General features: G+C 68.5%; 22 protein-coding genes. 8 read left to right on the top strand and 14 right to left on the bottom strand.

Annotated elements, in window-relative coordinates:
- Positions 1 to 160 precede the first annotated feature (160 nt).
- The gene (locus tag ACFCQI_RS14860) at positions 161 to 1,564 is read left to right on the top strand and encodes an FAD-dependent oxidoreductase (protein ID WP_395117929.1); all 1,404 of its coding nucleotides are present in this window, start codon (positions 161 to 163) and stop codon (positions 1,562 to 1,564) included.
- Positions 1,557 to 1,964 carry a DUF3293 domain-containing protein gene (locus ACFCQI_RS14855; protein ID WP_395117927.1) on the top strand — a complete coding sequence of 136 codons (408 nt, stop codon included), beginning with the start codon at positions 1,557 to 1,559 and terminating at the stop codon, positions 1,962 to 1,964. Before ACFCQI_RS14860 ends, ACFCQI_RS14855 begins: the two co-directional genes overlap by 8 nt.
- 66 nt (positions 1,965 to 2,030) lie before the next feature.
- Here ACFCQI_RS14855 and gspF read toward each other — a convergent pair whose 3' ends face one another.
- The 13 genes from gspF to ACFCQI_RS14790 form a co-directional block, all read right to left on the bottom strand.
- The gene (gene gspF, locus ACFCQI_RS14850) at positions 2,031 to 3,236 is read right to left on the bottom strand and encodes a type II secretion system inner membrane protein GspF (protein ID WP_395117925.1); all 1,206 of its coding nucleotides are present in this window, start codon (positions 3,234 to 3,236) and stop codon (positions 2,031 to 2,033) included.
- A 4-nt stretch (positions 3,237 to 3,240) separates the two neighbouring features.
- Positions 3,241 to 4,716, bottom strand: a complete 1,476-nt coding sequence (gspE, locus tag ACFCQI_RS14845) for a type II secretion system ATPase GspE (RefSeq protein WP_395117923.1) — start codon at positions 4,714 to 4,716, stop codon at positions 3,241 to 3,243.
- A gap of 7 nt (positions 4,717 to 4,723) precedes the next feature.
- Positions 4,724 to 6,823, bottom strand: a complete 2,100-nt coding sequence (gspD, locus tag ACFCQI_RS14840; protein ID WP_395117921.1) for a type II secretion system secretin GspD — start codon at positions 6,821 to 6,823, stop codon at positions 4,724 to 4,726.
- Positions 6,824 to 6,857: 34 nt separating this feature from the next.
- On the bottom strand, positions 6,858 to 7,325 hold the full coding sequence (locus ACFCQI_RS14835; protein WP_395117919.1) for a type II secretion system protein N: 468 nt from the start codon (positions 7,323 to 7,325) through the stop codon (positions 6,858 to 6,860).
- A gap of 78 nt (positions 7,326 to 7,403) precedes the next feature.
- Entirely contained in the window at positions 7,404 to 8,153 is a 750-nt protein-coding gene (locus tag ACFCQI_RS14830) for a type II secretion system protein N (protein ID WP_395121374.1), read from the bottom strand.
- Between the two features lie 47 nt (positions 8,154 to 8,200).
- Positions 8,201 to 8,689 (bottom strand): type II secretion system protein GspM, encoded by a 489-nt coding sequence (gene gspM, locus ACFCQI_RS14825; protein ID WP_395117916.1) that lies wholly within the window; start codon positions 8,687 to 8,689, stop codon positions 8,201 to 8,203.
- A complete protein-coding gene (gene gspL / locus ACFCQI_RS14820; RefSeq protein WP_395117914.1) occupies positions 8,686 to 9,897 on the bottom strand; it encodes a type II secretion system protein GspL in 1,212 nt (403 codons plus the stop codon). The genes gspM and gspL overlap by 4 nt, the downstream gene beginning before the upstream one ends.
- The gene (gene gspK / locus ACFCQI_RS14815) at positions 9,894 to 10,814 is read right to left on the bottom strand and encodes a type II secretion system minor pseudopilin GspK (protein ID WP_395117912.1); all 921 of its coding nucleotides are present in this window, start codon (positions 10,812 to 10,814) and stop codon (positions 9,894 to 9,896) included. Before gspK ends, gspL begins: the two co-directional genes overlap by 4 nt.
- Complete coding sequence (locus ACFCQI_RS14810; RefSeq protein WP_395117910.1) at positions 10,811 to 11,410, bottom strand: type II secretion system protein GspJ; 600 nt, start codon at positions 11,408 to 11,410, stop codon at positions 10,811 to 10,813. The genes gspK and ACFCQI_RS14810 overlap by 4 nt, the downstream gene beginning before the upstream one ends.
- Positions 11,407 to 11,802 carry a type II secretion system minor pseudopilin GspI gene (gene gspI, locus ACFCQI_RS14805; RefSeq protein WP_395117908.1) on the bottom strand — a complete coding sequence of 132 codons (396 nt, stop codon included), beginning with the start codon at positions 11,800 to 11,802 and terminating at the stop codon, positions 11,407 to 11,409. Before gspI ends, ACFCQI_RS14810 begins: the two co-directional genes overlap by 4 nt.
- Positions 11,780 to 12,301: a GspH/FimT family pseudopilin gene (locus ACFCQI_RS14800; RefSeq protein WP_395117906.1), complete on the bottom strand. Its 522-nt coding sequence runs from the start codon at positions 12,299 to 12,301 to the stop codon at positions 11,780 to 11,782. Before ACFCQI_RS14800 ends, gspI begins: the two co-directional genes overlap by 23 nt.
- A 14-nt stretch (positions 12,302 to 12,315) precedes the next feature.
- Positions 12,316 to 12,750, bottom strand: coding sequence for a type II secretion system major pseudopilin GspG (gene gspG, locus ACFCQI_RS14795; protein WP_395117904.1), 435 nt, complete (start codon positions 12,748 to 12,750; stop codon positions 12,316 to 12,318).
- 268 nt (positions 12,751 to 13,018) lie between these two features.
- A complete protein-coding gene (locus tag ACFCQI_RS14790) occupies positions 13,019 to 13,258 on the bottom strand; it encodes a hypothetical protein (protein WP_395117902.1) in 240 nt (79 codons plus the stop codon).
- Here ACFCQI_RS14790 and ACFCQI_RS14785 point away from each other — a divergent pair.
- Positions 13,257 to 14,843 (top strand): Ig-like domain-containing protein, encoded by a 1,587-nt coding sequence (locus tag ACFCQI_RS14785; RefSeq protein ID WP_395117900.1) that lies wholly within the window; start codon positions 13,257 to 13,259, stop codon positions 14,841 to 14,843. The genes ACFCQI_RS14790 and ACFCQI_RS14785 overlap by 2 nt on opposite strands.
- Positions 14,844 to 15,110: 267 nt before the next feature.
- On the opposite strand, the gene ACFCQI_RS14780 is transcribed toward ACFCQI_RS14785, so the two are convergent.
- Complete coding sequence (locus ACFCQI_RS14780; RefSeq protein WP_395117898.1) at positions 15,111 to 16,061, bottom strand: RNA polymerase sigma factor; 951 nt, start codon at positions 16,059 to 16,061, stop codon at positions 15,111 to 15,113.
- Between the two features lie 36 nt (positions 16,062 to 16,097).
- On the opposite strand from ACFCQI_RS14780, the gene ccmA reads away from it, so the two are divergent.
- From ccmA to ccmE, 5 genes are all read left to right on the top strand, one after another.
- On the top strand, positions 16,098 to 16,733 hold the full coding sequence (ccmA, locus tag ACFCQI_RS14775; RefSeq protein WP_395117896.1) for a cytochrome c biogenesis heme-transporting ATPase CcmA: 636 nt from the start codon (positions 16,098 to 16,100) through the stop codon (positions 16,731 to 16,733).
- An 81-nt stretch (positions 16,734 to 16,814) separates the two neighbouring features.
- A complete protein-coding gene (gene ccmB, locus ACFCQI_RS14770; RefSeq protein WP_395117894.1) occupies positions 16,815 to 17,501 on the top strand; it encodes a heme exporter protein CcmB in 687 nt (228 codons plus the stop codon).
- Positions 17,501 to 18,259, top strand: coding sequence for a heme ABC transporter permease (locus tag ACFCQI_RS14765; RefSeq protein WP_395117892.1), 759 nt, complete (start codon positions 17,501 to 17,503; stop codon positions 18,257 to 18,259). Before ccmB ends, ACFCQI_RS14765 begins: the two co-directional genes overlap by 1 nt.
- Positions 18,256 to 18,492, top strand: a complete 237-nt coding sequence (gene ccmD, locus ACFCQI_RS14760; RefSeq protein WP_395117890.1) for a heme exporter protein CcmD — start codon at positions 18,256 to 18,258, stop codon at positions 18,490 to 18,492. The genes ACFCQI_RS14765 and ccmD overlap by 4 nt, the downstream gene beginning before the upstream one ends.
- Positions 18,493 to 18,514: 22 nt before the next feature.
- Entirely contained in the window at positions 18,515 to 18,967 is a 453-nt protein-coding gene (gene ccmE / locus ACFCQI_RS14755) for a cytochrome c maturation protein CcmE (protein ID WP_395121373.1), read from the top strand.
- Positions 18,968 to 19,091 lie beyond the last annotated feature (124 nt).

Here is a 19,091-nt window from a genome sequence, read left to right as displayed (position 1 = left end):
CGGCAAGCCTGCCGTTGAACGAGGGCCGGTCCGCAAGGGCCGGCCCTTCTCGTTGCCGCGACAGCCTGCCGGAAGCATGCCGGCGCGAAGCGGGCGATCCGGGATTGCAGTCGCGCGGCGCTTGCGGAACAGTGTGCGGATTCCTTCTCCGGACCGCAGCATGGCGCAGCAACCCATCACCCTCATCGGCGGCGGCCTGGTCGGCGCCTTGCTGGCGCAGCAGCTGGCCCGGCGCGGTTTCGCCGTCGACGTTTTCGAAAAGCGCCCCGATCCGCGACTGAGCGGTTTCCTGGGCGGCCGCTCGATCAACCTGGCGCTGGCCGAGCGCGGCCTGCAGGCGCTGCGCACGGCCGGCTTGGCCGACGACGTGCTGCAGCGCGCAGTGATGATGCGCGGGCGCATGGTGCACGACCGCGACGGCAACAGCGGCCTGCAGCGCTACGGCGTGGACGACAGCGAGGTGATCTGGTCGGTCTCGCGCGGCGCGCTGAACATGCTGCTGCTGGATGCGGCTGAGGCGGCCGGCGTGCGCTTTCATTTCGGCCAGTCGCTGGTCGGCGTCGACTTCGGGCGTCAGCGCATCCGGCTCGCCGACGAGGCGGGCGTGCAGCGTGAACTGGATGCCGGGCTGCTGGTCGGCGCCGACGGCGCCGGCTCCGCGGTGCGCGCGGCGATGAACGCGCAGGCGCCGCTGGGCGAGCGGATCGAGTCGCTCGGCCACGGCTACAAGGAACTGGAGATCCCGCCAGCCGGCGAGTTGCCGGCCGCGGTGCTGCAGCACAGCGGCGGCCGCGACCAGTTCGCGCTGGAGCCGCACGCGCTGCACATCTGGCCGCGCGGCGGCTACATGTGCATCGCGCTGCCGAATACCGAGGGCAGCTTCACCGTCACCCTGTTCCTGCCGGCGCAGGGCGCCGCGCCGAGCTTCGCCACCCTGCCCGACGCCACGGCCGCGGGCGCATTCTTCCGCGAGCAGTTCCCGGGCCTGCTGCCGCTGATCCCGCGCTTCGGAGAGGATTTCGACAGCCACCCGGTCGGCACGCTGTCCACGCTGTACCTCGAGCGCTGGCACCTGGACGGCCGCGCGCTGCTGCTCGGCGACGCGGCGCACGCGATCGTGCCGTTCCACGGCCAGGGCATGAACTGCGGCTTCGAGGACACCGTGGTGATGGCGGACCTGCTGGCCGGGGCGCCGGACGACAGCGCCGACGTGTTCGCCGAATTCCAGCGCGTGCGCCAGCCGAACGCCGACGCGATCGCCGCGATGGCGGTGGAGAACTACATCGAGATGCGCGACTCGGTGGCCGATCCGCACTACCTGGCCAAGCGCGAACTCGGCGCGAAGCTGGCCGAGCGCATTCCCGGCCACTACATGGCGCGCTATCGCCTGGTGACGTTCACCCACGTGCCCTACGCCTACGCGCTTGCACGCGGCCGCGCACAGGATGAACTGCTGGAACAATTGCTGCGCGACACGCCCCGGGTTGCGGACATCGACCTGGACGCCGCGGCGAGTCTGTTGCGCTCCCGCCTGCCGCCGCTGCCGCCACTGCGCCATGGATGAATCGCTGCTTGCCGCCTTCCGCGCCACTCGTTACCTGGTCTGCCTCGACCCTGTGGAATGGGCCGATATCCGCATCGACCAGCCGTTGCCGGTTGCGCTGCACGCGCTGGTCGGTGCCCAGGCCTGGGGGTTCATCACGGCGTGGAACCCGCGCGGCGAACCGCGCGACCTGGCGGACAACCTCGCTGCGCAGGAGCAGCTGTTCGCCGCATTGCGCGAATGGCCGGGGGCGGCGATCCGTCCGGGGATCGGCATCGGCACCAGCGGCTGGCATGAGCCCAGCCTGTTCGTGACCGGACCCGACCGGGCGACGCTGGACGCGCTGGCCCGTCGCCACGAGCAACTGGCCTACCTTCACGGCCGCGCCGACGGTACGGCCCGCTTGCGCGTAATGGAATGACGCGTCCGCACGCACCCGTCGACCCGACACCAGGAGAGGTGGGCGGGATCAGGGACCACATGCATTTCAATGCACCAGCTGGTTGATTTCCATGATCGGCAGGAGGATAGCCAGCACGATCATCAGCACGACGCCGCCCATGACCAGGATCATCATCGGTTCGAGCAACGTCAGCAGAACCGCCAGACGTCGTTCGAGAGCCTGCATTTCGAGCTGTGCGGCGCGTTCGAGCATGTGTTCCAGTTTGCCGCTGGCTTCGCCGCTGCCGACCAGGTGGATCATCAGCGGCGGAAAGACATGCGCGGCATCCAGCGCGCGTGTCAGCGTATCGCCTTCGCGCACGCGCTCAATGGCAGCCTTGATGCCGCCTTGCATGACCAGGTTGGACATGGCCCGCGCACCGTAGTCGAGTGCCGCGAGCAAGGGCACGCCACCGCCGACGAGGATGGCCAGCGTACTGGCGAAGCGCGAGGCATTCAGACTCCGAATGACCGATCCGAGCCAGGGCAAGCGCAACGCCAGAGCATGCCAGCGGCGCCGGTGACGCTCGCGCTGGAGAACGGCCCGCACGCCGACCGCGGCGCAGAGGCCGATGACGACGAGGCAAGGCCCCGCTCCGCGCAGGAAATCCGAGACCGCAATCAGCCCCCGGGTGAGCAGCGGCAGGCTCTGTCGGGACTGCTGGAAAACCTGCACGATCTGCGGCACGACGTAGACCAGCAATCCGGCAACCACGCAGATCGCCACGAAGGTGACCAGCGCCGGATACAGCAGGGCGAGACTGGTCTTCTGGCGCAGCGCCTGACGCGCCTCCAGGTAGTCGGCAAGGTGTTGCAGCACGTCCGGCAACGCGCCCGATTCCTCGCCACCGCGCACCAGCGCGCGGTAATAACCGGGGAAATCCCGCCCGTAGCTGCCCATGGCGCCGGCGAGCGACAGGCCAGCGGTGACCTCGGCCTTGACGCCACCAAGTACTTCCCGCGTCTTCGGCGCCGCAACCTCCTCGATCAGCGCGGCCAATGCATGCTCCATCGTGAGGCCGGAAGCGAGCAGCGTGGCCAGCTGGCGGGTGAGCAGGCTCAGTTCGGCCGCAGGGATGCCGCGTGACCAGGGCGGCGCCGCGCGCTCCCGGTTGCGAACACGCTCGACGCGCTCCGGATACAAGCCCCGGGTGCGCAACTGGGTGCGGGCCTGACGCGGTGAATCCGCCTGCACCAGGCCGGACCTGGGATGACCGGCGGCATCGAGTGCCCGGTAACGGAACGCCTCCATGGTGCTACCGCTCGCGGGTGACGCGCAGCACTTCCTCCAGGCTCACCGTGCCTTCGGCGGCCAGTCGCATGCCGTCGTCGCGCAGCGAACCCATGCCATGCGCGCCGGCGTGTTCGCGCAGCGTCTGCTCGTCCACCCGGTCGTGGATGAGCTTGCGGAGCTCGTCATCGACCGTGAGCCATTCGTAGATGCCGGTACGGCCCTTGTAGCCGGAGCGGTTGCACGCAGGGCAACCGACCGCCGCATGGAAATTGCCCGGTGCAGACGCCAGACCGAGGCTGCGCAACTGCATGGCATCGGCTGCCAGTGGCACACGACATTCCACGCAGAGCTTGCGCACCAGGCGCTGGGCGCCGATGCCGATCAGGCTGGACGCAAGCAGAAAGGGCTCGACGCCCATGTCGACCAGCCTGGTGACGGCGCTCACCGCGTCGTTCGTATGCAGCGTGGTGAGCACCAGATGCCCGGTGAGGCTGGCCTGGATCGCGATCTGCGCGCTCTCCAGGTCGCGGATTTCGCCGATCATGATCACGTCCGGGTCCTGGCGAAGGATGGTGCGCAGGGCACGCGCGAAGCTCATGTCGACGCGGCTGTTGGTCTGCGTCTGGTTGATGCCGTCGAGGTCGTACTCGATCGGATCCTCGACGGTCATGATGTTGAGCGCCTTGGGATCCAGCCGCGACAGCGCGGCATACAGCGTGGTGGTCTTGCCGGAACCCGTGGGACCGGTCACCAGGATGATGCCGTGCGGCTCGCGGATCAGCGCGTCCACTTGCGCGAGGGTGGGCGGGTCCATGCCCAGCCGGGACAGTTCGAGCCGGCCGGCCTGCTTGTCCAGCAGGCGCAGCACGACACGCTCGCCGTGGCCGGTCGGGATCGTCGACACCCGCACGTCGATCGGCTTGCCGGCGGCGCGCAGCGCGATGCGGCCGTCCTGCGGCAGGCGTTTCTCGGCGATATCGAGCTGCGCCATGATCTTCACGCGCGACACGATGGCCGTATGCAGCGCGCGTGCAGGCTCGATCAGATCGCGCAACGTACCGTCGATGCGCAGCCGAACCACCGAGCGCGACTCGAACGGTTCGATGTGGATGTCCGAAGCGCCTTCGCGCAACGCCTGGGTCAGCAAGGCGTTGATCAGGCGGATCAGCGGCGCGTCGTTCTGGCTGTCCAGCAGGTCCTCGACGCGCGGTATTTCCTGCAGCAACCGGGACAGATCCATGTCTTGTGCGAGGTCGTCCGCCAGCGCAGCCGCGCCTTCGTCGGCGCCGTTGTACAAGGTGGCGATGCGCTCGTCGAACTCGCCTGTGCCGACGCGCTGCGCACGAATGGGCACGCCGAGTGCGCGGCGCAGCTCGGCCAGCGCGCCAGCCGACGCGCCATGGCGCACGACGACTTCGGCGACACCGTCGCCAAGTCCGGTGACGGCGATGCCGTTGGCCTTGGCGAAGGCATACGGCACGGGCGGCTTCGTCAGCATCCCGCGATCACCGCCGATTGTCCTGGCCGGCCGATGCCGGCGGCAGGGGTGGCAACAGTGGCGAAGGATCGTTGCCGCGCACTGCGCCGCGAGTCGGCTCGGCGTGGATCTGCTGACCACGGATGTAGTCGTAGCGTTCGCCGGTCAAGGCACCCGCCCCCTGTGCGTCACGCAGGACGGTCGGGCGCAGGAATACCATCAGATTGGTCTTGGTACGCGAGTGGTTGTTGTAGCGGAACAGGCCGCCGAGCAACGGCAGACTGCCCAGCAGCGGAACCTTGGCTACGCCGCCGTTGACGGAATCCTGCATCAGCCCGCCGAGCACGATGATCTGTCCGTCGTCGACCAGAACAGTCGACTCGATCGAGCGCGTGTTGGTGATGACCCCGGCGGGATTGGCGGTGTCGGCAATGCTCGAAACCTCCTGGTAGATCTGCAGGCGCACGACTCCGCCTTCGGATATCTGCGGGCGAATCCTCAGGGTCAGCCCGACATCCTTGCGCTCGATGGTCTGGAACGGCGACGGCGTGGTTGCCGCACCCGAAACTGCGTACTGGCCGGTGATGAACGGGACGTTCTGGCCAACCACGATCTTCGCCTCCTCGTTGTCGAGGGTGAGCAGGGTCGGCGTCGACAGGATGTTGGCGTTGCTGTCCGTTTCCAGTGCACGCGCGAGCAGGCCGAGGTTGAGGACCTGAACGCCACCCACCGTCACGCTGCCGTGCACCGTGCCGATGTTCAGCCCGGGGCCGGCGCTGGCCGGGTTCTGCGCGATGCCGATGATGTTCCGCCCCGCCCCGCCGAAGTTGGTGCCGCCGAACACTTGCGTACCCGACTCGCCGATGCCGCCGAGGTCCTGCCACTGGATGCCGAACTCGCCGGCCTTGTTCGCCGTAAGCTCGACCACGAGCGCCTCGACATAGACCTGCAGCCGCCGCGCATCGAGTTTTTCCACCACCGCGCGCAGGTTGTTGTAGACCGCATCGGGCGCCGTGATGATGATCGAGTTGGTGGCGGCGTCCGCCTGGATGATGCCTGGCACGGTTGCAGCTTGCGGCATGGCGTCTCCCGTCGCCGGCATGCCGCCGCCGCCCGATGCCGCCTGCGCGCCGCCGCCGATGGCAACACCGGCAGTCGCATTCGGCGACACCGCCTCGGCTGGCGCCGCCGCGCCGGATACCTGTCCCGGCGATGATGCGCTGCCGGAGTAGATGCCGCGCAAGGTCTCCGCGAGCTGCACGGCTTCGGCGTTCTTCAGGTAGACGACGTGAACGTTGCCGGCGGCGCTGGTCGGCGAGTCGAGCAGTGCGGCGAATTTCCGGACCTGGGCAAGTCGCGCCGGATCGGCCGCGCGCACCAGCAGGCTGTTGGAGCGGGCATCGGCGATGACTGCCACGCGCTGGGTCGGGTCCGTTCCCTGCAGCGTCTGCAACGCCTGCGGCGCTGCCGCAAACAGATTGTTGATGGTCCGCGCTGCGTCCAGCGCGGAAGCATGCTGCAGGACAATCATCGTCGCGCCGGCCTCGTCCGGCTGGTCGACGGCGGCAATGATGCCCGCCAGCCGTTCGAGGTTGCTGGCGTAGTCGGTGATGACCAGCGAGTTGCTGTCCTGCAGCGCGGTGATGGTGTTGTTCGGCGCCACCAGGGGACGCAGCGTAGGCACCAGTTGCACCGCCGACTGATGCGCCAGGGCAAACACCCGCGTCTGCAGTCCGTCGCTGCCGGGGTGTCGGCTCGACTGGACGTTGCTGTGCTGCTTGGCGTCCGCCTCCGGCAGGATCTTGACCAGGCCGTGGTCCTCCACCGCCGCGAAACCTTGCAGGCGCAAGGCCGACAGGAATACCTCGTACACGGTATCGCGTGCCACCGGCCGCGCCGAGATGATGTTGACGGTGCCCTTGACGCGCGGATCAAGCACGAAGTTCTTGCCGGTGACTTCCGCCATCGCCTTCACCACACCCTCGATGTCCGCATCGACGAAATTGAGCGTGACGGTCTTGACCGGCGCCGGACTTTCCGCCGCCTGTGCCATCGCGCGCAACGCCGGAACGTACGCGCAGGACAAGGCCACGGCCACGATGGCCGCTTGCAGCGTGTGCTGGTTCATGGCTGCCCGCAGGCGGAAGTTGACCCATGGCGTTTCATCGGGAAGTGCTCGTGGTGGTGGCAGGGGCTTGGGAGGGGTGTGGCCAGGCCAGCGTTTCGCGCGATCCGTTGCGCTGCAGGATCACCTGCTGGGGAAGTACCTTCTCGAGCCGGATGCCCGGCGCGAGATACTCGCCGGCACGGGCCAGTCGGGTTTTCTTCGCATCGAGTTGCAGCAGCGCGTAGCCGGCGCCCTGCGGCTCGGCAGCCATGACGCCCAGCAGCCTGATCGCCAGCCCAGACGGCACCTCGGCCTGCGCATCGGCGGGCAGCCGGCCAAACAGGTTGCCGGCAGCAGCGAGGCGATCGGCCGGCCCGGAAATCTCCATGGCCCGCGGCAGCGGTGCCGGCGCGCACCACGCCCAGGTCCAGTACGCCAGCACGAGACCGAGCAACGACAGCGCGCCGGCTTTCGATGCAGCGCCGAGCGCCGTTCGCGCAAGATTCGATCGTCCGGACAACATGCCTTTGTTCCCTCTGCCTGCACGGGTTGGATGGTCGCGGGGACAACAGGGTTCCCATGTCGATGGCCCGCCGGAAACTCATGGCCGCGCGCCGGCGGGTGCGCCGCCGAGCGGCGGGCCGAGTTGCAGGTCGAAATCGCCGTTGTCGCGCTCGACGGCGATCAGCCGCAACAGCGGCGCCAGTTGCGGGCGCTGCTGCGCATCGACCCGCGCGGTGGCGGAAAACGTCGCGGGGCCGTCGCCGCGCCAGGACCCGCTGCCGTCGAGATGGAGCGGCCCGCTGCCGGTACGCAATGTCGCCTTCAACAATCCCGCATTGCCGTGGACACGAAGTTCGTAGGTGCCGAGCGGTGCGACCCGGGTCAGGGCGGAACCGGCATCCTTCCACGTAACGACAGCATCGGCCGAAACGGTGTCGCCGGAACGCGAGAACTGCGTGACATGGAGGGCGAGATCGCCGCGCGGGCCGAGCGGCGCCATGCGAGGCACGGCGAGGCCAAGCGCACTGGCCGGCAAGGAGAAGTCGACGCTTGATACCTCGATACTGTGCGCCGAGATGCGCACGGGGAAGCCCCGGTCGGCGTGATCGATGGCGACCTCGAAGTCGAGGCGCCCGCGCCACAGGGCCCGCGGTTGCAGCGTCCAGGAAAGATCCTTGCCGACGCCGCCCGACCCGGCACCATCGCGGATCTCCAGCCGCCCGCTGCCGGACCACAGGCTGCCGTGCGCCTGCGCAAGACGCAGCTTCCCGGCGCTGGCGCGCCGCAGGCCCGCATCGAGCAGCGTAGCTGGCGCCAGCACGACCAGAAACGCCGCATAGGCCAACATCGCCACGCAGGCGCTGGCGATCGGGTCTCGCCATGTCAGTCGGCGCGTCATCGGCCAGGGCGCTCCATGGTGACGGTCACGCCCACCTGGCCGGGCGCGGAACCGGATTCGATCCGCACCGCGACAGGGCGCAGCTGCTGCGCGCGCATGGTGTCTGCCCAACCCAGCCAGTCGGCGAAGGCCACATTGGCGAATACCAGCTTCACGTGGCGCGCATCCGGCAGCTCGATGCTCGCCAGCGAACGGGTCAGTCCGCTGGCGTCGACCTGGCGTTGCACCAGCTGGCGCAGGTCCGTCGTCGACGCAGGCAGCGGTGGCATCGCGCGCAGGCGCACGATCTCGTCCGCCTGCCCGCTCTGACGCATCGCGTCTGCACGCAGCTGGGCGACCGCCGGCAGCAGCCGCAAGCGCGCCTGTGTCGTCGCGTACAGCAGCCACGCATACGCCACCAGCCCAAGGCAGATCGCCACGACGGCAACCAGCCCACGTTCCCGCGGGGATCGCGCCGCCCACAGTCGGTTCAAGGCATGCTTCATGGCGACCTCAGGGTCAGCGTGACGGTGCCGCGCCCGGCACGACGCGCCTCCTGCGGCGCGTCGACATCCAACCCGGCCTGCGCCAGGCGAGCCTCGACGCGACGCGTGAGCGTGCCGTCCGCAGCGGCGAACTCCAGCACCATGCGTCCGTCCTCATACGACAGCGCGCGCAACTCCGCGGCCGGCACCTCCGCCAACGCTGCTGCCACCTTGCCGAGCATGGCCGGGAAATCGCCGGCATCCGGCTGGTTCGCGGTGCGCCGTGCCTGGGCCAGTTGCCGCCGCATCTGCAATGCCGGGTCGGCCACCGCGACGGCGTCGGGGAACAGCGCGCGGAAGCGCGCCTCCATCTGCTGGCGAAGATCATGCTGTTCGCTCGCCAGCCGCACGCGATCGGCCAGCAAGGCTGCCGAATGCAGCAGCAGCGCCGCGAGCAGAATCCAGCCGATGTGTCGCCAGCGAGCGAGCATGGCGACGGACGGGCGCCAGTGCCCGCGTTCCTGATCGATCCGGATGCCGGCCAACGCCGGCGCCATGCGCCAATCCGGTTCCGATGCGAACCGGACGCTGACGCCCAGGCCCTGCTGCCATGCCTCCGGATCGGGCCGCGCCGCCGGCGTCGTCACATGCAGCGCGATCGACGCGGGGACGGCATCGCGCGCCCGCGCCTGCTCAAGCAGCAACTGCAGCACCAGCGGCGGCGTCTGCCGATCGCCGCAATCGGTGGCGGCGCCCTCGAGTTCGCCGATGCGCACATAGCCTTCCTGCCCGCTCCAGGCAAGACTCCACTCCCCTTGCTGCATCGGCAACATCAGCGTCTCGCAATACACGACGTCGACGCGGATACCGACCGCGCCAAGCGCGTCGCGCCAGCCTTGCAGCCGCTGCCGGTCGACCACCGCGAGCACGTCGTCGTCCCCGACCCGCCCCAGCATGCTCACCTGGTTGGCGTCCGGGTCGGATGCCAGTTGTTCCTCGGCTGCATAGGCCAGCAACGCCGCGGACCTGCGCCTGCCCACTCGAGGCAATCGCGTTCGGGTGATCAAGACCTGGCTGGCGGCAAGCACCAGTTCGACCCGCGATGCCGTGTTCGGCAACTGTGCCAGTGCCCCACTTCCGGGATGCACACCGGCGTGCTCGTCCAGCAGCACCCATCGGCATGACGTGGGCGCCGCCGACAGCGGACAGAATATGCGCAGCAGACTCATCGGAGCTTCCGCCATACGACGCCGGGCCAGCGCGCCGCGTCCGTCCGCGCCAACAGCAGCTGGCTGCGGGCCTGCGTCTTGCCGTAAGTCACCCGCAGCGTGACCAGGAAGTAATCGCTGCCGACGCGGATGTCCTGCCCGGGTACCGTGGCGTCCTTGCCGAGCTGGCCAAGGAAATCGGCGTTGTTGCGATAGAACGTCCCGTTGCGGCGGGCGACCAGTGCCCGCGCCGAATCCAGGTCCAGGCCATCGACCACGGCAGCGAGAACCTCGGCGGACGCCGTGTTCACGTTGAGCGCGGTGGTCGCCGGCAGCGCCGTCACGAAAGGCGCGAGGCGCGCGCGGACACTGGCGTCGAAGCCACGTACAAGACCCAGTTCGTCCAGATCGACGAGCGGCCGGTTGGCGGCCAGACGAGGATGGCCGAGCCCGCGGTAGTACGCATCCTCCGCCCCGCCGGCGGGCTGCGCCACGCTGTCGGCGTCGACCCAGTCGGCGAGCGCATCGGCCAACTCCGCCGGCAAGCCGAGGATGGCCAGAAGGCGCTGGAAACGCGCGTACTGCGTGACATCGAGCTTGCCGTTCCGGACCAGGTTGTCGAGATTGAACCGGCCTTGCTGGTCCTCGATGTGGCCGGCCAGTTCGCCATTCTCGAACGGGATCGGCGGCAGGCGCAGCGCCCACGGTTCTCCGGCGTGGTCGACGTCGCCGCTGGCGCGACGGTCGTCGAACAGCATTGCGCGAGCCCAGTCGCCTCCCGCCGTGACCAGTTCCTCGGCCTGGACATGGTCGGCGGCCAACCCGGCCTGGCGCGACCACGTGCTCAGCGCGACCAGCATGGCCGTTGCCGCCACTGCAGCCACCGCCATGATCGCCATCGCCATCAGCAAGGCCGCACCGCGCTGCCCGGCGTTCATGAGCGCAGCGCGAACACGCGCACCACGGTTTCGCCCGAACCGAGCACCACTTGCATGCGTACGGCCAGCGGCAGCGGGGGGTCGGCCGGCGTCGTCGGCCACGTATTGTTCCAGGTCAACGCGGGGCCGAGGTATTGCAGGCTCAGGCGGGTCACGTCATCGAGTACCACGTAGCGGGTCGGCGGCGTGGTTGCGGCAAGGTCGAGCCCCGGCCAGATCCACAATTCGATCTGGTGCGCGCCGTTCACTCCGTAGCCGATGCGCCGCGGTACGTCGACGCCGTCCGTCCCGGCGAACCGAGTGAACTCCAACAGTGGCGCCTGTGCTGCATCGGGCCGACCAAGCCACGCTGGCGAGGTGCCGGCATCGCTGCGCACCGGGCGCGGCGCGGCCAGCCGTACATCGCGCGCAAAGCGGACGAAGAACGACTCCGCCTGCCGCCATTGCGCGGATTCCGCCTGAATGCGGTCGCGCGACGCCATGACCACGCCAAGTCCGCGATAGGCCATCAGCGTGAGCAGCGACAGAACGAGCAGCGCCGACAGCAGCTCGATCAAGGTGAATCCGGGGGCAGCGCGAAACCGGTGGGCGTTCATCGGCCGCTCTCCGCGGGATCCACGACAAAACCCGTGGAATGTGCAAGGAAGTGCGCTGGCTGCGCCGGCACGAAGACGAAGACGTCGACGCGATGGAATGCCGCATTCGGCGTCGCGGATACTTCCTCGCGCCAGCCGAGTTCAAGATTGCCCTGGCGCCGCACACCGGTTCGCACGCCGACCGGCAACCAGTCGCCGCGTGCACGATGCTCGGCGAGGCGATCGGCCGCGACCCACCCGGCCAGCAGTCGCCCACGCAGTTCGTCGGCATGGCTGACGCCCTGCGTGGCCACGCGCAGCGCGGCAAGCAGCGACACCGCGACGATCGTCATGGCGACCAGCACTTCGACCAGCGTGAATCCCGGCGCGTCATTGCGCTGCCATGTCGCCATAGGTCTTCCCCTGCCCGGGTGCGATGCGCAAGTCGCCGACCGGAGAGGCCGCGATGCCGTAATGGTCGGCACCGAGCGCCAGGTCCATCGAAAACGCCGACATCGAGCCGTCGGACGGAAACTGCAGACGCATGGTCGACTGCGCCACGGCGGCTTCGTTGCGCAGCTGCGATACCAGCATGCCGTGCGGCAGGCTGCGCGCACGCAACACATCGTCGTCACGGATCTCGGACCACCCGTCATCGCCACCCTGGCGCCAGAAGCGGTAGTGGCTGCCGTCGGAAGTCCACACGATGGCGGCGCCGGAGATGCGCGCTTCCTGGGCGGCAAGCTCCAGCAGCTGCGCGAGTCGCTCGGCCTCGACCCGCAACAGGTCGCGATCGCCCGGTTGCATCCGTGCCCCGATGGTTCCCGCCAGGATGCCCATGATCAGCACCACGACCAACATCTCCAGCAGCGTGAAGCCGCGTTTGCCCTGGCGAACGATCGCTTCATGCACGGCACGGGCTTCCGTCACAGCGTCCACGAACCGATGTCGGCATCGTTGCCCTCGCCGCCGGGTGCACCGTCGGCCCCCAAACCGTAGACATCCACCTCCCCGTGCAGGCCCGGGTTCAGGTACTGGTAGGGATGGCCCCAGGGGTCCTTCGGCAGGCGCCCGACGTATCCCTCGGGCTTCCAGTTCGGCGGGATCGGGCCGGAGTCTGGCCGGGACACCAGCGCCTGCAGTCCCTGTTCGGTGGTCGGGTAGCGCCGGTTGTCCAGACGATAGAGCTGCAGGGCCTGCATCAGGCTGGCGATGTCCTGCCGCGAAGCGGTCACGCGCGCCTCGTCCGGCCGGCTCATCACCTTCGGCACGACCAGCGCAGCGAGGATGCCGAGGATCACCACGACCACCATCAGTTCAAGCAGGGTGAAACCGCGTTGGGACGAAACACGTATCGGCATGGTGGCGCCACCTCGGATGTGCAGAGAGCTTGCGGCTCGAATGTCCGGCCGCACTGCGCGTGCGCACGGCGGCAAGGCAAGACGGCTCCAGCACAGGCGCGACGCGTTCGGCGGGCACATCGGCCCGAAGATGCGCTGAAGTCTCCGTTGTGATGCAAGCAGCGGCCCGCAGGTTCCGCATGACGCGCATGCGCATCGTCGGTGCGGCAGGCAAACCCGTTCGCCGATCGCAATGCCTCTGTGGTCGTCCCGTGCGTCGACGGGAACCTTATTCGTGCCGCTGCGTCGGTTGGTGAGCGGGGACTGGTTCCCCGGCGTCGACGCGATGCAATGCGGGTACCGCGCAGCGATGGATCTGCGCGGATTCGTCGATACGCAGAGACAGTTCCATGGTGCCGGCCGATGCGGTCGGCATGGGTTGCTGCGGCCGCTGGAAACCGCTACGCGGAGTGTTTTTGTCCTGACTGGGTGCATCCAATGAAGAGGGAATGCAGATGAGCAGATTCATGCACAAGAAATGGTTGCCGACGGCGCTGCCTGTCGCACTTGTCGTCGGCCTCACCGGATGCGGCGGCTCCAGTCCCCACGGCCAGGCGGCCACGCCGCCTCCGGTCCCGGCCCCGACCGTGGTGTCCACCACCCCGGCCAATGCAGCGACGGGCGTGCTGAACACGGCGGAAGTCAGCGCCACGTTCGACCAGGCGATCGACCCGGCAACGCTGAAGAACGCCACCTTCAACGTGAACTGCCCGGCCGGCGCGGCTGCCTTCGGGTCCGTCACCTACGATGCGGCGACGAGGAAAGCCACGTTCGTGCGCATCACCGAATCGCCGACCAACCCGCCGCAGTCGGAGGTGGCCGAACCCATGGCGGCGAACGTCACCTGCACCGCGACCATCACGACCGGCGTCAAGGGCACCAACGGCGCCGCGTTGGCGACGAATTACGTGTGGACATTCTCGACCGTGACCGACACGGCGTTCCTGGACCAGGGCAAACAGATCTTCCGCTTCGACACGTTCGGCGACGAGACGACGTGGACCGACACACTGCACATGAACGACGTCATCGCTGCAGCCGTCGATCCGAAGACGGCGTTGGCCGTCGGCCTGAAAGTGGACGCAGAGGCGCTTCCTTCGTCCGTCGTGGCAGGCATCCAGGACGGCAGCATCAGCCTGACCAGTCCCGACACCACGCTTGCGCTGATCAGCCTCGATGCGGTGGTGGGCATCAAGGGCACCGTGGAAACCGTCAACGGCAAGAGCACGCTGACCCGCGTCGGAATCACCTGTGCGTTGTGCCATTCCACGGTCGACAACTCGTTTGCGCCGGGTATCGGCAAGCGCCTGGATGGCTGGCCCAATCGCGACCTCAATCCCGGGCTGATCATCTCGCTGTCGCCGGCGCTGACCCAGGCGCAAAAGGCCGTCTACAGTTCGTGGGGGCCGGGCATGTACGACCCCCGCTACAACATCGATGGCATCAACGGCCCGCAGGTGATCTCGCCGGCCTTCGGCCTGCAGGACATCCACAAGATCATCGCGACCGGCGATGGCGACGATCTGGCTTACTGGAACCGGTATGTCGCCGTCACGCAGATGGGCGGGCACGGCAACTTCACCGATGCGCGCGTCGGCACGGGCATCAACATCACCAACGGCACCGACGACCTGGTCACCGCCAAGCTGCCCGCGCTGCAGGCATATCAGCTGTCGATCGCGGCGCCGCCCGCACCGGCCGGCAGCTTCGACGCCGCGGCCGCAGCGCGCGGCAAGGTCCTTTTCGAGGGCAAGGCAGGATGCATCACCTGCCACAGCGGCCCCGAGTTCACCGACGCCAACGAACGCCTGCACCCGGCAAGCGACGTGGCAAGCGAACCCGAGGCCCCCGGGGTGCCCAGCTACGCATCGCGCACGGCGACCAAGCAGTACCGCACGGCACCGCTGAAGGGTGTCTGGCAGCATCCACCGTACTTCCACAACGGCTCGGCGGCCACGCTCGACGACGTCGTGGCGAAATACAACGCGAAGCAGGCGCTCGGCCTGAGCAGCGCGGAGGTAGCCGACGTCGCGCAGTACGTGAAGTCGCTGTAGCTCGTGCGGGAGCGCCCGACCGGACGGATGCGACACGATCCGCAGGGCGCGACCCGGCAGTTCAAGCCGGCCCCGCGGCGCGGTTTGGCCAGATACCCGAGGACATCCCCCGACGCCGCCGGGGGATGCCCGCCTCAGGCAATCCCGATCGCCATTCGGGCAAGGCAAGCCGGCGGTGACCCGTCGGCGCCCTGCACCGGCGTGATGCCGATGGCGGATCGCACCGGCATCTGGCGACCAAGCAGCGGCAACCGGGCCACGGGGGAGCTAATCGCCCTCGCCGGAAGCTGGTTCCGCCGAGAGCCACGCCATCACGACGGCGGTCATGCACGCGCAGCGCACGCCGAGAAACGGAAAACTGTCGGCCAGCATGTTGCCGAGCGTGGTGCCCAGCGACTTGCGCAGCAGCCGGCGCGCGCGGTGCAGCCGGGTCTTCACGGTCTGCGGCTTGATGGCCAGTCGGGCAGCGGTTTCCTCGACGCTGCACGCTTCGATCTCGCGCAACCTGAAGACGGTGCGATAGGGCTCGGGCAACTCGTCGATCGCATCCCGCAGCAGGAGACGGATCTCTGCGCGGGCAGCGAACGATACCGGGTCGCCACCATGGCGCCCAAGCCCGGATCGGCTGACCCAGAAAGGATCCGGCGACGACATGTCGACGTGCTCAAGCCCGACCGTCGCGCGCCGCCTGCGCAAGCGGCTGCGCGCCTCGTTGAGCAGGATGCTGATCAGCCAGGTTCGCAGGGGCGCATCGCCGCGGAACGTGTCGAATTTGTCGTAGGCCCTGGCGAAAGCTTCCTGCACGATGTCCTCGGCTTCGGTCTCCTCCTTGAGCACGCCGCGCGCGATCCGGTACAAGTGCGGGCCGAAGCGCTGCATGATGTACCGGAACGCTTCATGGTCGCCATGCGTCACAAGCAGGACCAGCGCGGCGTCGTTCAGCGCGGCGTAGTCGATCCGCGTGACATCCGCGGACGAAGATGAGGACCCTTGCATGGCTATTTGGATGCAGATGCGGCTTGCGGGTTCCGGCATCGACCGGCGGCCGGCATCGGCGCTCACGAACGCGGGCCCCTGCCTGCCCGGCACGATCCGGCTACCGGCGTGCCCGACGCTCCGGGCCGCCGGGCCGGGCAGCACATGCGCCGGCATGGCCCGGGGTACGGCCCGGTGTACGCGCGCCTGCGGCACTCGCGCGACAGCGGCAGTGCGCCGCATGGACAAGCGCCATCGCCATTGCGGACAATCACGGAGATGACCGCCACGCCCGCCGCCGCGCCCCTGCTCGAAGCACGGGGCTTGAGTTTTCGTCGCCAGGACGAACCGGTGTTCGCACCGCTGGATTTCCGGTTGCACGCGGGCGAGCTGGCCCTGGTCGAGGGCGACAACGGCAGCGGCAAGACCACCTTGCTGCGCATGCTGGCCGGCCTGCTGCATGTCGGCGAAGGGGAACTGCGCTGGCGCGGCGCGCCGCTGCAGCGCGACGCCACCGCCGGCGACATCCTGTTTCTTGGCCACCAGTTGGGATTGAAGGCGGACTTCAGCCCGCGCGAGAACCTGCGCGTGGCGGCCAGCCTGCATGGCTGCCGCGAGGGCGCCAACGCTGCCTCCGTGCTGGCCCGGATCGGCCTGCGCGGCTACGAGGACGAGCCGGTGCGGCGCTTGTCCGCCGGCCAGAAGAAGCGCGCCGCGCTGGCGCGCCTGCTGCTGCTGCCGGCCACGCTGTGGCTGCTCGACGAGCCCTACGCCAACCTCGACCGCATCGGCATCGCGCTGGTCAACGAGTTGCTGGAAGGCCACACCGACGCCGGTGGCGCGGCGATGGTCACCAGCCACGGCACCGTGAGTTTCCACGGCGGCGAACCGCGACGGATTCGCATGCATGATTGAGGCCGGGAACCCCATGCGTGAACTCGCTCCCCTGCGACCGAAGGAAGTCCCTTTGGGACAAGCAGAGGGAGGAGCACGACGATGAACCGGCCGGGCCTCGGCACCGCCTGCGCCGCGATGCTGCGGCGCGATCTCGCGCTCGCCTGGCGTCGCCGCGGCGACATCGCCATGCCGGTGCTGTACGCGGTGATCGTGGCCACGCTGTTTCCGTTCGCGCTGGGCCCGGAAGACACCCTGCTGCAGCGGATTGCCGGCGGGGTGGTGCTGGTCACCGTGTTGCTGGCGATGCTGCTGGCGCTGGATGCGATGTTCGCCAGCGACATCGAGGACGGTTCGCTGGAACAACTGGTGCTGTCGCCGCAGCCGCTGGCGCTGCTGCTGGGCATGAAGATCCTCGCCCACTGGCTGGCCACCGCGCTGCCGCTGATCGTGATCGCGCCGCTGCTGGCGGCGATGCTGCACCTGCCCGGCGCGGTGATTCCGGTACTGCTGCTGGCGCTGCTGCTGGCCACGCCGCTGCTCAGCCTGCTCGGTGCCGTGCTGGTGGCGCTGACGGCCGGCACGCGGCGCTCTGGTATGATGCTCGCCTTGATGCTGCTGCCTTTGTGCGTGCCGGCCGTGATCTTCGCCGCCGGCGCGGTGGCTGCCGCCCAACAGGGGCTGCCGTGGCTGGCACCGATCGCCTGGCTGGCTGCCGCCCTGGTGCTCGCCGTGGTGCTGGCGCCGCTGGCCTGCGCGGCCGCCCTTCGCATTGCCCTGGACGCATGATGTCTGACTGGATTCCGCTCTGGTTGCACAAGCTCGGCTCGCCGCCGACGTTCTACCGCTTCGCCGGCGCGCTGCAGCCGTGGGCGATGGCGCTGGCGCTGCTGCTGGGCGCGGTCGCGCTGTACGGCGGCCTGGTGCTGGCGCCCGCCGACTACCAGCAGGGCGACGCCTACCGGATCATCTTCATCCACGTGCCCAGTGCGTGGATGAGCATGTTCATCTACGCGGTGATGGGCGTGGCCTCGTTCGTCGCGCTGGTTTGGCGGATCAAGCTGGCCGAGGTGGTGGCGATGCAATCGGCGCCGATCGGCGCGGCGTTCACCTTCATCACCCTGGTCACCGGCTCGTTGTGGGGCAAGCCGATGTGGGGCACCTGGTGGACCTGGGACGCGCGGCTGACCTCCGAGCTGGTGCTGCTGTTCCTGTATCTCGGCGTCATCGGCCTGTACCACGCGTTCGAGGATCGCCGCCAGGGCGCGCGCGCCGCCGGCTTCCTGGCCATCATCGGCGTCATCAACGTGCCGATCGTGCACTTCTCGGTGAACTGGTGGAACACCTTGCACCAGGGCAGCACGGTCAACGTGTTCGGCCAGTCGAAGATGGCGTGGGACATGCTGTGGCCGCTGCTGACGATGACCCTGGCGACCAAGTTCTACTACGCCGGCAGCCTGTTCCGCCGTGCGCGCACCGACCTGCTGGACATGGAAGGCGGCAAGGACTGGGTACGCAAGATTGCCGAAGACGAGGCCGACCGATGAGCGCGCTGCAGCAATTTTTCGCCGCGGGCGGCGAGGCCGCCGCCTTCTTCAGGATGGGCGGCTACGCCGCCTATGTGTGGCCAGCCTACGCGGTGTTCTTCATCGTGCTCGTTGCGGACAGCCTCGCGCCGGGACTGCGCCGCCACCGCGTGCTGCGGGAACTTCGCGCGCGACTGGCCCGTCAGAGTGCCCGTCAGCAACGTCATTCGCCTCCTTCCACGCCGTCCGCCTGACCGGCACAGACCTGCCATGCCCATGAACCCCACCCGCAAGCGCCGCCTCGTCATCGTCTTGCTGATCCTCGCCGCGGCCACGCTAGCCACCGTGCTGGTGGTGGTGGCGCTGCAGAACAACATGAACTACCTGCTCACGCCGAGCCAGGTGCAGTCCGGCCAGGCCAGCGGCTACAAGACCTTTCGCCTCGGCGGCATGGTCAAGGCCGGCTCGATCCAGCGCTCCAGTGATTCGCTCAAGGTCACCTTCACCGTGGTCGACGCCGGCGGCGCGATGCCGGTGGAGTACACCGGCATCCTCCCGGACCTGTTCCGCGACAACCAGTCGGTGATTGCCACCGGCCACATGGCCGGCGCCCGCTTCGTCGCCACCGAAGTGCTGGCCAAGCACGACGAAACCTACATGCCCAAGGAACTGAAGGACGCGATGGCGAAGGCGCACAAAAACAAGCCGGGGCTGGAGAAGCAGGACTAGGGATCAGGGATCCGGAAAAGCCATGCGCACCACACACGACGGGTACTTTCGACATTGCAGCGCCACCTTCGCACGGCGTAGCGCGCACCTGTCGACCCTCGCATCTCGAATTCCCCAATCCGGC

It is taken from the genome of Rhodanobacter sp. FW102-FHT14D06 (assembly GCF_043950705.1).
Classification (GTDB): domain Bacteria; phylum Pseudomonadota; class Gammaproteobacteria; order Xanthomonadales; family Rhodanobacteraceae; genus Rhodanobacter.
Note: the sequence above shows the minus strand (reverse complement) of the source record. Positions and strands in the feature narration are given on the sequence as shown.